This window comes from Devosia sp. Root105, assembly GCF_001424865.1.
Classification (GTDB): domain Bacteria; phylum Pseudomonadota; class Alphaproteobacteria; order Rhizobiales; family Devosiaceae; genus Devosia_A.
This window is the reverse complement of the sequence record NZ_LMCR01000001.1, coordinates 1-12,476: the sequence shown is the minus strand read 5'-3', so window position 1 is coordinate 12,476 and position 12,476 is coordinate 1. Positions and strand designations below refer to the sequence as shown.

Annotated in this window: 11 protein-coding genes; 10 read left to right on the top strand and 1 reads right to left on the bottom strand. The window is 64.7% G+C overall.

The features are described from left to right. Positions 1 to 51 precede the first annotated feature (51 nt). The 10 genes from ASC68_RS00055 to ASC68_RS00010 all read left to right on the top strand — a co-directional run bounded on the left by ASC68_RS00055 (position 52) and on the right by ASC68_RS00010 (position 10,995). Positions 52 to 837, top strand: a complete 786-nt coding sequence (locus ASC68_RS00055) for an NAD(P)-dependent oxidoreductase (protein ID WP_055872892.1) — start codon at positions 52 to 54, stop codon at positions 835 to 837. Between the two features lie 618 nt (positions 838 to 1,455). Further along, entirely contained in the window at positions 1,456 to 2,199 is a 744-nt protein-coding gene (locus ASC68_RS00050; RefSeq protein WP_055872889.1) for an FCD domain-containing protein, read from the top strand. A gap of 75 nt (positions 2,200 to 2,274) precedes the next feature. Beyond that, entirely contained in the window at positions 2,275 to 3,897 is a 1,623-nt protein-coding gene (locus tag ASC68_RS00045) for an ABC transporter substrate-binding protein (RefSeq protein ID WP_055872887.1), read from the top strand. An 84-nt stretch (positions 3,898 to 3,981) separates the two neighbouring features. After that, a complete protein-coding gene (locus ASC68_RS00040) occupies positions 3,982 to 4,944 on the top strand; it encodes an ABC transporter permease (RefSeq protein ID WP_055872882.1) in 963 nt (320 codons plus the stop codon). Positions 4,945 to 4,946: 2 nt separating this feature from the next. Then, positions 4,947 to 5,882 (top strand): ABC transporter permease, encoded by a 936-nt coding sequence (locus ASC68_RS00035; RefSeq protein WP_055872881.1) that lies wholly within the window; start codon positions 4,947 to 4,949, stop codon positions 5,880 to 5,882. Between the two features lie 4 nt (positions 5,883 to 5,886). Next, positions 5,887 to 6,921: an ABC transporter ATP-binding protein gene (locus ASC68_RS00030; protein ID WP_055872876.1), complete on the top strand. Its 1,035-nt coding sequence runs from the start codon at positions 5,887 to 5,889 to the stop codon at positions 6,919 to 6,921. Then, entirely contained in the window at positions 6,905 to 7,942 is a 1,038-nt protein-coding gene (locus ASC68_RS00025; protein ID WP_055872871.1) for an ABC transporter ATP-binding protein, read from the top strand. Before ASC68_RS00030 ends, ASC68_RS00025 begins: the two co-directional genes overlap by 17 nt. Positions 7,943 to 7,974: 32 nt before the next feature. After that, positions 7,975 to 8,901: a dihydrodipicolinate synthase family protein gene (locus ASC68_RS00020; protein ID WP_055872868.1), complete on the top strand. Its 927-nt coding sequence runs from the start codon at positions 7,975 to 7,977 to the stop codon at positions 8,899 to 8,901. A 12-nt stretch (positions 8,902 to 8,913) separates the two neighbouring features. Further along, positions 8,914 to 9,822, top strand: a complete 909-nt coding sequence (locus ASC68_RS00015) for a hypothetical protein (protein WP_055872865.1) — start codon at positions 8,914 to 8,916, stop codon at positions 9,820 to 9,822. A 6-nt stretch (positions 9,823 to 9,828) separates the two neighbouring features. Then, positions 9,829 to 10,995, top strand: a complete 1,167-nt coding sequence (locus ASC68_RS00010) for an alpha-hydroxy acid oxidase (protein ID WP_055872862.1) — start codon at positions 9,829 to 9,831, stop codon at positions 10,993 to 10,995. A gap of 335 nt (positions 10,996 to 11,330) precedes the next feature. On the opposite strand, the gene ASC68_RS00005 is transcribed toward ASC68_RS00010, so the two are convergent. Beyond that, positions 11,331 to 12,305, bottom strand: coding sequence for an IS110 family transposase (locus ASC68_RS00005; protein WP_055872859.1), 975 nt, complete (start codon positions 12,303 to 12,305; stop codon positions 11,331 to 11,333). Positions 12,306 to 12,476: the final 171 nt, after the last annotated feature.

Here is a 12,476-nt window from a genome sequence, read left to right as displayed (position 1 = left end):
TTATCATGCTAACGGTATATTTAACCGATCAATGCAGGGGGATGCATTCGAATGGGTACAAAACCAAAGGTCCTCGTGACCGGCGCCAGCGGTCTGATTGGCGGCCTCGTCATCCGCGACCTCTCCGACAAATACGAGTTCAGCGGCTTGAGCCGGCGTGTCGTGCCGGGGATCGTTCACACCCAGGCCGAGATCGCCGACCCGGTGGCCATCCGCAAGGCGTCCGCGGGCATGGACATGGTGCTGCACCTCGCCGCCGAGACGCATGAATACGACGACTGGGACAAGGTGATGCAGAACACCATCGGCGGCACCCTCAACATGTTCCGCGCTGCTCAGGAGGCCGGGGTGAAGCGGGTGGTGTTCATGAGCACCGGCAGCACCATGTGCGGCTATGAGTGGTACGAGGGCTCGCCCTACGGCAAGCTCGCCGCCAACCAGCTGCAGGCCCTGCCGCCGGGCGAAAAGCTGCTCGACTACACGGATCCGCCGCGCCCCGACAGCTTCTATGGAGTCGGCAAGCTGTTCGGCGAGAATACCGGCCGGCTGTTCTCCGATCGCTACGGCATGTCGGTGATCTGCATTCGGCTCGGCGCCGTGCTGCCGAGCGACCAGCCCGAACTGATCCGCCATTACCCCGGCTACCTCTCGCAGGCCGACGCGGTGCAGATGGTCGACAAATGCCTCGATGCCCCCGAAAGCGTCCGCTTCGACATCTTCGACGCCATCTCCGAGAACAAGCGCCGCTGGCGCGACACCTCGCACGCCAAACAGGTCATCGGCTGGCAGCCGACGGGTTCGGCTGACAACTACGATATCGGCAAGTTGAGCGTTTAGTCGGCCGAAACCGCCAATCGTGCAGCGGCTGCCTTCTCCCACAACAAGGGGAGAAGGCGAGAGGTATCTTACTCCATCTCGCCACTCCCACCGGCCGTCATCCCGGCGAACGCCGGGACCCACTGCTCGGAGGCTTGGGCAGGCATGAACCGTGCCGGTCTGTCACGGCAAGGTCGGCGGGGTCCGCGCCGGTGGAACCTTCGGAGCACTGGGTCCCGGCGTTCGCCGGGATGACGGCCGGTGGGGTGGGTTTCACCCAGCCCGACTGCGACCAAGCCCGTTCCCCAAAAACCCCCGGAAATCCTGACTTTGTTCCGTCTGGCGAACCTATTCGCCGGTGTCGCAGCCGTCGCTTGACCACCCCAAACTGATATGTTGTTATGTTAATGACATATGCAGGCCACCAGGGGGAAATTGGTGACTCAGCGGGGCGATATCGTCGATCGGATGCGCGCTGGCCGCGCCCCGCTCCGCCCGTCCGTCAACCGCTTCCACCATCCGTCGGTGCCCACTTGTTCACAGCGAGCATGGCAGTTTGGTCGACCAAAACATAAAAGTTTGACACCATATAGCGTCACATGGTTCCCTAAAGGCGTAGAGGACTGGGGAACCACCGACATGGCGACCGAAGCTGCCGACATCGCGCAGGCGCTGGCCGAAGACATCCACTCCGGCGTCATCAAGGCCGGAGAGATGATCCCGTCGGAACGCGATCTCTGCGAGCGCTTCGCTGTCGGGCGCACCGTGGTGCGCGAAGCCATCACCATGCTCGAGGGCATGAAGCTGATCGAACAGCGCAAGGGCTTTCGTCCGCGCGTCGTGACGCCGACGCTGGCCCAGGCCATGGCCGGGGCCGCCGAGGCGGCGCGCTTCTTCTTTCGCGGCAGCGAGGGCAATGCCCATCTGGAGCAGGCTCGGTTCTTTCTCGAAATGAGCCTGGTGCGCTATGCCGCCCAATACGCCACGCAGGCGCAGCTGGGCAAAATGCTGGCGGCCATTGAGGCGTGTGAGCGCGCCATCGGCAACTACCCGCTGTTCCGCGAGATGGACTTGCGCTTTCATCGCACGCTGGCCGAAGTGCCGGGCAACCCGATCTTCGTTGCGCTGCACGATGCCTTCGTCGATCGCCTGATGCGCCGCCGCGAGGCGCCGGCCGATGTCGCCACCCATAACCGGCGCAGCAATGACGAGCATCGCGCCATCGTCACCGCTCTTGTCGCCCGCGATGAGCCGGAGGCGGTCAGGGTGCTGACCGTTCACCTGTCGCGCAACTACGCCACCTACATGCGCCAGGCCCTTAGCGGCACTGAATCGCCTGTCGGCACTGAACCACGTGCGGCCGTTTCCAACTCGGAGGGATGAGAGGGAAGGCCGGCGCCGTCGGGGTCCACGAAAGCGTGGATCACTATCCGTGAGTTAAACAGGGAACCCATTCACATGAAGAAATTGCTGGCACTTGGCATGGCGCTGCTCATGTCGACCTCGGCGATCGGCACCGCAGCCGCGCAAGCCACCAACAACAACCCGCTTTCGGACGTCCGCGTCCGCCAGGCCCTGGCCTACGCCATCGACATGCAGACCATCATCGACACCATCTTCGATGGCAACGCCATCAAGGCGGTCGGCATGCTGCCCAATGGCCCGTTCAAGAACCCCGAGCTCAACCCCTACGATTACAACCCGGACAAGGCACGCGAGCTGCTGAAGGAAGCCGGCTGGGATTCGAACCGCACGCTCGAGATGGTCTACTACTACGATGACCAGATCACCGCCAACCTGATGCAGGCGCTGCAGGCCTATTTCGCCGATGTCGGCATCAACATGAACGCCCGCCTGTTGACCGGCGACGTGGCGAAGACCCTCGGCGCCATCCCGCCGAACCCGACCGACAAGTCGCTGGTCTCCTGGGATCTCGGCTATGGCGCCCGCGCCGCCATCGTCATGCAGGAATACTACAACGACTACGCCACCGGCAAAGCCAGCTCCGACCAGTTCCCGGGCACGCCCGAGATGGACGCGGCCATTGCCGCGACCAATGCCAGCACCGATCCGGAGAAGCAGAAGGAAGCCTTCTTCGCCATCGAAAAGCTGATGAACGACAACGTCTACACCGTGCCGCTCTACTACCAGCGGCTGTTCACGGTGGAGAGCGACCGGCTGAACCGCAACGGCGCCCCTTACGGCAACGAGCAGTTCAACTACAACTGGGACATCCAGAACTGGACCGTCACACCCGACGCCAGCGGCAAGCAGGTGTTTTACACCAACGGCGCCCCGGTCGATTATTTCGAGCATCCCTGGGCCAATCTCGGCCTGTGGGTCGGCAACCGCTTCGTCTTCGACCGGCTGCTGTTCGCCAACCCGACCATGACGGGCGTTGCCGGCGGCGACCTCGCCGAGAGCTATACCATCAGCGATGACGGCAAGACCGTGACGCTGACGCTGCGCGATAACATCAAGTGGCACGATGGCGAGCCGATCACCGTCGACGACGTCACCTGGAGTTTCGAGGCGGCTCTGTTCGTGCCGAACCTGCATGGCGTGGTGGGCAAGACCCTCAACGCACTCGAGGGCGCCGCCGACTATGTGGCGAAGAAGGCCGAGCACATCTCGGGCATCTCGACCGAAGGCAACACCATCACGCTGAAGTTCGCGACGCTCGACCCGAACGTCCTGATCTCGCTCAGCCAGTTCGCGCCGCTGCCCAAGAAGTACTTCGAGGGCACCGATCCGACCGTGCTGCAGCAGAACGCCTTCTGGCAGAAGCCCGTCGGTTCCGGCCCGTTCAAGGTCGATACCGTCGCCTTCGGTGACTATGCCTCGCTCTTGCCGTTCGACGACTACTTCCTCGGTAAGCCCAAGATCGAGCAGGTGGTGGCCTTTGCCAGTGCCGACGGCGACGTCAACATGGTCAAGAACGCTGCGGCCAACCGCATCGACTTCGCCATCACCAAGGTGACCAGCGACGTGAAGGCATTGGAAGCGATGCCGCACATGAAGCTGACGCCGATGGATATCCCCTACACCCGCATGATGTGGATCAACACTTACGACAAGTAAGGCCCGATCCCGTTAGCTCCGGATGCCGCGGCCAGACCGCGGCATCCCTCTCCCGTCGTCCCAGCCGTGTAAGGAAACAGCCGCGTGCTAGCCTACGTCATCAGGCGCGTTCTGATCATGATCCCGATGGCTGTCGCCATCAGCTTCCTGATCTATCTCGGTCTCGACGCGACCCCCGGCGACGCCGTCTCCTTTATGCTGAGCCCCGAACAGATGTCGGGCGCCAATCCCGAACGCCTCGCCGAGCTGCGCGAAGCACTCGGCCTGAACCAGCCGCTGTTCGTCCGCTACTTCATCTGGCTCTGGGGTCTGTTGCAGGGCAATTTCGGCTACACCCTCACCGGTGGCGTGCCGATCTCGGACCTGTTGGCGCGGCGCCTGCCGGCGACGCTGGAGCTGGCCGCGGTGGCGCTGGTGCTGTCGACCGTGTTCGGCTCGATCCTTGGGATCATCAGCGCGCTCCGGCGCGGCTCGGCCACCGACAACACCCTGACCGTGGTTGGGATGGTTGGCGTTTCCATCCCCGAGTTCTTCTTCGGCCTCGTCGCCATCACCGTGTTTGCGCTGAACCTCGGCTGGCTGCCGGTCGGCGGCCGCTCGATGCCGCAATACATCACCTTCTGGGATCGCCTGCCGCATCTGGTGATGCCGTCACTGGTGCTGTCGATCATGATGACTGCCGGCGTCATGCGCTATGCGCGCGCCGCCATGCTCGACGCGCTCAACAAGGATTTCATCAAGACCGCCCGCTCCAAGGGCCTGCCGGAATGGCGGGTCAACCTGCTGCACGGCTTTCGCGTCGCGCTCACCCCGGTGGTGGTACTGATCGGCTTCCGCCTGCCGGCGCTGATCGGCGGCTCGGTGATCGTCGAGCAGGTGTTCCAGTGGCCGGGCGTCGGCAGCCTGTTCGTCCTCTCGGTGCGTAACCAGGACTATCCGGTGGTGATGGCCGTGGCACTGATCTCGGTGGTCACCGTGCTGGTGGTCAGCGTCGTCATCGACGTCCTCACCGCCATCATCGATCCACGCGTCCGGTTGGGGAACTAGCCATGGCCCTCGCCGATATTCCGCGCCGTCGCAACCGTTTCGACCGCCGCTTCGACCGCATCCGCGAACTCGAGGAGGCCGGCCGTCTGAAGCACCCGACCGGCAGCCGGCTGCTGCGCAAGTTCATCAGCAACCGGCTCGCCGTCGTCGGGCTGGTGGTGTTCAGCGTCATCATTCTTGCCTCGATCTTTGCGCCGCTGCTGACGCCGTGGGACCCGACCAAGATTAACCTGCGCGCCATGCTGCAGCCGCCCTCCTGGGAACATTGGCTGGGCACCGACAAGACCGGGCGCGATGTGTTTGCTCGGGTGCTCTATGGCGGCCGCATCTCGATCCTTGTCGGGCTCGGCAGCGCCGTGGTCTCGGCCATTATCGGGGTGATCGTCGGCTGCTATGCCGGCTATGTCGGCGGCTGGTTCGATGCCATCTGCATGCGCATCTCCGAGATCATCATGGCCTTCCCGGAGCTGATCCTGGTGCTGATGCTGGTCTCGATCCTCGGCCAGTCGCTCAGTAACATCATGATCATCTTCATCGTCGGCGGCTGGTGCGGCATTTATCGCCTCGCCCGCGCCAGCATGCTGTCGCTGCGCGAAGAAGAGTATGTGCAGGCGCTGCGGAGCTTCGGGCTCAGTGTGCCGCTGATCTGCTTCAAGCACATCCTGCCTAACGCGCTTGGGCCCATCATGGTCAACATCACGCTCTCGACCGCCGCTTTCATTCTCGCCGAGGCGGGCCTCAGCTTCCTCGGGCTGGGCGTGCCGATGAATATCGCCACCTGGGGCAACATCCTCAACGTCGCGCAGGATCTCGGCGTCTTGCAGAACAACTGGTGGATCTGGCTGCCGGTCGGCACCACGATTTCGCTCTTCGTTCTGAGCGTCAATTTCATCGGCGACGGCCTCCGCGACGCCACCGACCCGACGCAGCAGGGCTAGCCGCATGACCACCACCACTCAGCTGCCGGTCAACGATGTCGCGCTCAGCGTGCGCGATCTGAAGACCTTCTTTTACACCAACAAGCGCTGCAACAAGGCGGTGAACGGCGTCTCGTTCGAGATCCGTAAGGGCAAGACCCTCTGCATCGTCGGCGAGAGCGGCTGCGGCAAGTCGGTCACCGCCTCCGCTATCATGCAGCTGTTGCCGACGCTGTCGCGCATCGAGCAAGGCGAGATCGTCTACCACTCGGAGCGCGGCGATATCCGGCTCGATACGCTGGAGCGCAACGGCAAGGCCATGCGTTCGATCCGCGGTTCCGAGATCGCCATGATCTTCCAGGATCCGATGACGGCGCTGAACCCGGTGTTCACCATCGGCTTCCAGATCGCCGAGAACCTCCGCTACCACACCGCCATGCGCGGCCGGCAGCTGATGGACAAGGCCATCGACCTGCTGCGCTCGATGGGCATTCCGGCGCCCGAGCGGCGGGTCGAGCAGTTCCCGCACCAGTTCTCGGGCGGCATGCGCCAGCGCGCCATGATCGCCATGGCCATGGCCTGCAACCCGAAAATCCTGATCGCCGACGAGCCGACCACGGCGCTCGACGTCACCATCCAGGCGCAGATCTTCGAGCTGATGGCGACGCTGAAGCGCGAGCACGGCACCGCCATCATGCTGATCACCCACGACATGGGGGTGGTGGCCGAACTGGCTGACGATGTCGCCGTCATGTACATGGGCAACATCGTGGAAGCGGGCACCGTCGATGAGGTGCTGCGCCGCCCCAGCCATCCCTATACCCGCGCACTGCTCGATTCCGTGCCGGTGCTGGGGCGCGGCAAGAACCAGGATATCCGCGCCATCCCGGGTTCGACCCCCGATCCGTTCAACCGGCCCAAGGGCTGCCAGTTCGCCGATCGCTGCGCTTACAAGCTCGATGCCTGCGAGACTGCCCTGCCGGCCGAAACCCACCTGTCCCCCACGCATCGCGTCATGTGCGTGCGCCACGAGGAGTTCGCCAATGGCGTCCGCAGCTGAAGCGCACGAACCGGGCGACGTCATCCTCAGCCTCAAGGGCGTCAAGGCGCATTTCCCGGTCAAGGCCGGGGTGCTGCGTCGCACCGTGGCGCAGGTGAAGGCGGTCGATGGCGTCGACCTCGATATCTATCGCGGCGAAGTGCTCGGCCTCGTCGGCGAGAGCGGCTGCGGCAAGACCACGCTCGGCAAAACCATCCTGCAGCTGGTGCGCGCCACCGCAGGCGAGATCACCTATTCCGGCGCCGAAGCGAGCGCCGATCTCACCAAGCTCAGCGACAAGGAGCTCTACGCCTATCGCAAGCGCCTGCAGATCGTCTTCCAGGATCCGCATTCCTCGCTCAATCCGGCTTTCACCATCTTCGGCTCGCTCGAGGACCCGCTGACCAAATACGGGGTGAAGACCCGCGAGGAGCGCCGCAAGATCATCGGCGACCTGCTCGAGGCGGTGAACATGCGCCGCGAGTATATGGATCGCTACCCGCACGAGTTCTCCGGCGGGCAGCGCCAGCGCATCGGCATCGCCCGGGCGCTGAGCGTCAATCCGGAGCTGATCGTCTGCGACGAGGCGGTGAGCGCGCTCGACGTGTCGATCCGCGCCCAGGTGCTGGAGCTGCTGATGCGGCTGAAGCGCGAGCGCAACCTCACCTATGTCTTCATCACCCACGATCTCAGCGTTACCGAGTTCATCTGCGACCGCGTCGCGGTGATGTATCTGGGCAAGATCGTCGAGCTCTGCCGCTCCGAGGATCTGTTCGAGCGCAAGCTCCACCCCTACACCCAGGCGCTGCTCTCGGCGATCCCGGTCGCCGACCTCGATCGGAAGAGCAATCGCGTGGTGCTCGAGGGCGACGTGCCGAGCCCGGTCAACCCGCCGTCGGGCTGCCCGTTCCACCCGCGCTGCCGCTTCCGCCAGGATGTCTGCAAGACCACCGTGCCGACGCTGAAGCGCTATTCCATCGACGGCCGTGACGATCACTACGCCGCCTGCCACCTCATCGACGCCCAAGAAGCCGTGGCCTGATCGCCCGGCGCCAGCCCCCCACGGAGCCCCAAATGCCCGCCTTCGACATCAAGTCCATCACCGGCGTCCTTCCGGCGATGGTGACCCCGTTCGACGAGAACGAGAAGCTCGACGAAAAGCGCCTGCGCGCCGTCGTCAACTTCCTGATCGAACGCCAGGTCGAGGGGCTCTACATCACCGGCTCGACCGGCGAGTCCTTCCTGATGTCGCCCGAGGAGCGGAAGCGCGTCGTCGAAGTGACGATGGAAGAGAACCGTGGCCGCGTCCCGGTGATCGCCCATATCGGCGCCATCAGCACCTTCCACTCGATCGACCTGGCGCAGCACGCCGAACGGGCCGGCGTCGACGCCATCTCCTCGGTGCCGCCGATCTACTGGGGCTTTTCCGCCGACCAGATCCACGGCTACTACGCCGACATCACCCGTTCGACCAAGCTGCCGATGATCGCCTACAACGTGCCGATGGCGGCGCTCGGCTTCGACATGATCAAGCGGCTGTCGTCGATCGATGGCGTCGCCGGGGTCAAGTACACCGCCACCACGCATCACGACATCATCCGCATCAAACAGGAGATCGGGCAGGACTTCATCGTCTATTCCGGCGCCGACGAGATGGCGATGTCGGGCCTGAGCTTCGGCGCCGACGGCATTATCGGCTCGTTCTACAATTCGATGCCCGAGATCTGGATCGCGCTGCGCGACGCGGTCGCCGCCGGCAATCTCGCCGAGGCCAAGCGCCTGCAGGAGATCGGCAACGCCGTGATCTTCTTCTCACTGAGCCGCGGCGGCATCCCCTCGATCAAACGCGCCATGGCCTGGATGGGGTGCGACGCCGGCTATGCGCGCAGCCCCCTCGGCGGCTTCATCGACCAGGCGGCCGATGACAAACTCAGGGCCGAGTTCCGTGGGCTCCGCGACGAGCGGAAGCTCAGCGGCGTCGCCTTCCTCGACGCAGTCTGAGGGAGCGAAGCGATGGGGGGAACGCTTCGCACGGTGCTGACGCTGAACAGCGACCGCTCGGTCCGCAGCGGCAGTACCACCGACCTGGTGGATGCCATTCGGCGCGGTGCGGATCTCCGCATCGGCACGGCGTTCCGCCACAACGAACACATCGACACCAAATCTTCGAGCAACGAGCTGATCGAGGAGGTCGCCGAGTTCCGCCAGACCTGGCTGCTCGACGACCGCTGGGCCGCCGGCATCATGACGCTGCGCATGCCGGTGGAGCTGCCGGAGGGCTTTGGCCCGCGTCCCTCGATGTCGTTCTTTCTCTACAACCAGGACGGCACCCAGGCGATCGCCCGGCCCTATCTCGATGGCCAGCCGCCCACCGGGCAACGCGGCCCGGCGCCGCTCGACGACCTGGCCGACATGCCGCGCTACCACCAGTTCGACAGTTTCGACGCCGGCACCAACGCGCCCTCGAGCAACTTCGTCTACGATTTCGACAGCTACCGCTTCATGGTCAACGACCGCTGGCGCGAGGTGCTGGCGCACGATCACACGGGCCGGCCGGTTTCCGGCTCGGTCGAGGCGCTCAACCAGGCGTTCCTCCGCGGCTCGCCGGTGAAGGTGGCGATCAGCAAATTCGGCGTCGGGCTGGTGCCATCAGGGGAGACCGCGCCTGAGCACGAGGCCTTCATCCACTGCGGCTCCTGCTACTACTACACCGAGCAGAAACTCTTCATCACCGGCACCCACCCGGCGGTGCGCATCAAGCCGGCCATCCCGCTGCGCTATGCATCGGGCGGCTGGGATTTCTGCTGGCTGGTGGCGCGCACCGATGGCCAGGTCGAGCGCTGGCGCTGCGATCCGCATACCCTCGCCTTCGATCGCAGCACGCATCGCTACGACATGCGCTGGTTCGTCTCGGGAGAGTAACAAAACATGCGTCTCGATCGGTTGTTGACCGTCGACGACTTCAAACGCGTGGCCGAGCGCCGCGTCCCAAAAATGTTCTTCCAGTATGCCGACTCGGGCGCTTACACCGAGCAGAGCTACCGCGAGAACAGTTCCGACTTCAGCAAGATCCGCCTCGAGCAGCGCGTCGGCCGCGACATTTCCCGCCGCAGCCTTGCGACCACCATGCTCGGCCAGCCGGTGTCGCTGCCGCTCGGCCTCGCCCCCACCGGAGCCGCCGGCATGCAGGTGGCCGATGGCGAGATCAAAGCCGTCCGCGCCGCCGAAAAGGCCGGCATCCCCTTTACCCTCTCCACCGTCTCGATCTGCTCGATCGAGGACGTCGCCGCCGCCACCAATCGCCCGTTCTGGTTCCAGCTCTATGTGCGGAAGGACCGCGCCTTCACCGAGCGGCTGATCGACCGGGCCCGCGCCGCCAACTGCGCTGCCCTCGTCGTCACCGTCGATTGCCAGCACTATGGCCAGCGCCACAAGGATGTGCGCAACGGGCTCACCGTGCCCTTGAAGTTTACCCCGAAATTCCTTGCCGAGCTGGCGCTGAAGCCGGCCTGGTCGCTCGCCATGCTCGGCACGCCGCGCCGCAGTTTCGGCAACTTCGCCGGCCACGTCCCCGGCGCCAATAGTGTCGCTGAGCTGACGCAGTGGATGTCGCAGCAGGACGACCTGACGCTCAACTGGCAGGATCTCGGCTGGATCAAGCGCCGCTTCGGCGGGCCGCTGGTGGTGAAGGGCATCCTCCACGCCGACGACGCCCGCGCCGCGGTCGCCCATGGCGCCGACGCCATCGTCGTTTCCAACCATGGCGGCCGCCAGCTCGATGGCGCCCCCTCGACCATCCGTGTGCTGCCGCGCATCGTCGACGCGGTCGGCGACAACTGCGAGATCTACCTCGATAGCGGCGTCCGCTCCGGCCACGACATGCTGAAAGCCGTGGCCCTCGGCGCCCGCGCCGTCTTCATCGGCCGCCCCACCCTCTACGGCCTGGGCGTCGCCGGCGAAGCCGGCGTCACCCGCGTCATCGACATTATCCGCGCCGAAGCCGACAGCGCGCTGGGGCTGATGGGCGAGACCGACGTGACGCAGCTGGGGGCGCACAATATCGAGTCGAATGACTTGGTGAGAGAGCGCAACTAGCACTGGCTTTGCGGTGAGTGCCTTCTCCCCTTGTGGGAGAAGGTGCCCGAAGGGCGGATGAGGGGTATCTCTCCGCGTGCTGGTCGCTCGTCGCTTGCGCTCCGAGCGCGCTACACTTCGTTGCACGGACCCCTCATCCGGCGCTGCGCGCCACCTTCTCCCACAAGGGGAGAGCATCTGTGTTTGCGGTCAAGCGGTTTTAGGGTTGGTTTGGAGCCCAGAGGCGGTTCTGCGTGAGCAGGGTGTTTGCGAGCACGACGAGCTTNCACCACGCTTTCGCGTGGTCCCCCCTCCCCCGYAARCGGGAGAGCATCTGTGTTTGCGGTCAAGCGGTTTTAGGGTTGGTTTGGAGCCCAGAGGCGGTTCTGCGTGAGCAGGGTGTTTGCGAGCACGACGAGCTTTCGCATGACCGCTGTGAGGGCGAGCTTTGCCGGCTTACCGGCGTTGCGCAGGCGCTGGTAGACGGTCTTGAGGTCAGGGTTGTAGCGGGCGGCGCTGAGGGCGGCCATGTAGAGGGCGTTGCGCACCGGCATGCGACCACCGCGGATATGGCGTTGGCCCTGCCTTCGACCGCTGTCGTCGGCAATGGGCGCCAGGCCCGCGAGCAGGGTGACGGCCTTAGCCGTGCACCGACCCAACTCGCTCAACCCAGCCAGTAGCGCGGCAGCGGTACTGGCGCCGATGCTGGGGATGGACAGCAGTATGGTGTAGCGAGCAGCCAGCCCGGGATCAGCCTTGATCAATTGTTCGATCCTGGCCTCGAGGCGCTTCACATGACCCTTGAGGCTGGTCAGGCGGCGCTTCAGTTCGGTCTTGAGGAACGCGATCGTTGACTGCTCCAGTCGGTTGCCCAGCGCCACCGCCTCGGTGCGGGCGGCACTGTGGGCGTTGACGAGTTCCTGCAACTGCTCGAGCTGCAGGGGCGCCGGCAGAGTGGGCTGGGGAGCAAGGCTGTGGCCCATAACTGCCAGCAGCCGCGCATCGATCCGATCGGTCTTGGCCAGCACCCCGCACGCCTGGGCGAACAGCCGCGCCCGCAGCGGGTTGACCACTACCACCCCGTAGCCCCAGGCACTCAGCGTCCGGAATGCCAGACGGTGATACTTGCCGGTGGCTTCCAGCACCACGCGCTCGGGCCGCAGCTCCAGCTCGTCCAGGTGCCGTCGCAGCCGGCGCAACCCAACCTGGTCGTTGGCCACCCGCCAACTCTGACCGCCAGGATGCACATGTACATCCAGCCAGTCTTTACTCACGTCGATACCGGCATAAACTGCCGCTGCGCTGCTCGTGGACTCAACCTTGCCTTGCATGCGGGACTTGCTCCCCATCATCTGTTCAGGACCAGCGACACGGACAAACGGACCAAGCTCTCCCGCGGCTCAAACCAAGGGCACAACGGTCCCGTCCATCCGGTCCCTGGCTGGTGGCCGCCAGCCGGGGACCGCCTACTCTGAACAGAGTCGGCAACAATCAACATGCAA

Coding starts and splice junctions, on each gene's coding strand:
- ASC68_RS00055 (WP_055872892.1), top strand. CDS start 52: ATGGGTACAAAACCAAAGGTCCTCGTGACCGGCGCCAGCGGTCTGATT.
- ASC68_RS00005 (WP_055872859.1), bottom strand. CDS start 12,305: ATGCAAGGCAAGGTTGAGTCCACGAGCAGCGCAGCGGCAGTTTATGCC.
- ASC68_RS00020 (WP_055872868.1), top strand. CDS start 7,975: ATGCCCGCCTTCGACATCAAGTCCATCACCGGCGTCCTTCCGGCGATG.
- ASC68_RS00045 (WP_055872887.1), top strand. CDS start 2,275: ATGAAGAAATTGCTGGCACTTGGCATGGCGCTGCTCATGTCGACCTCG.
- ASC68_RS00010 (WP_055872862.1), top strand. CDS start 9,829: ATGCGTCTCGATCGGTTGTTGACCGTCGACGACTTCAAACGCGTGGCC.
- ASC68_RS00035 (WP_055872881.1), top strand. CDS start 4,947: ATGGCCCTCGCCGATATTCCGCGCCGTCGCAACCGTTTCGACCGCCGC.
- ASC68_RS00030 (WP_055872876.1), top strand. CDS start 5,887: ATGACCACCACCACTCAGCTGCCGGTCAACGATGTCGCGCTCAGCGTG.
- ASC68_RS00050 (WP_055872889.1), top strand. CDS start 1,456: ATGGCGACCGAAGCTGCCGACATCGCGCAGGCGCTGGCCGAAGACATC.
- ASC68_RS00015 (WP_055872865.1), top strand. CDS start 8,914: ATGGGGGGAACGCTTCGCACGGTGCTGACGCTGAACAGCGACCGCTCG.
- ASC68_RS00025 (WP_055872871.1), top strand. CDS start 6,905: ATGGCGTCCGCAGCTGAAGCGCACGAACCGGGCGACGTCATCCTCAGC.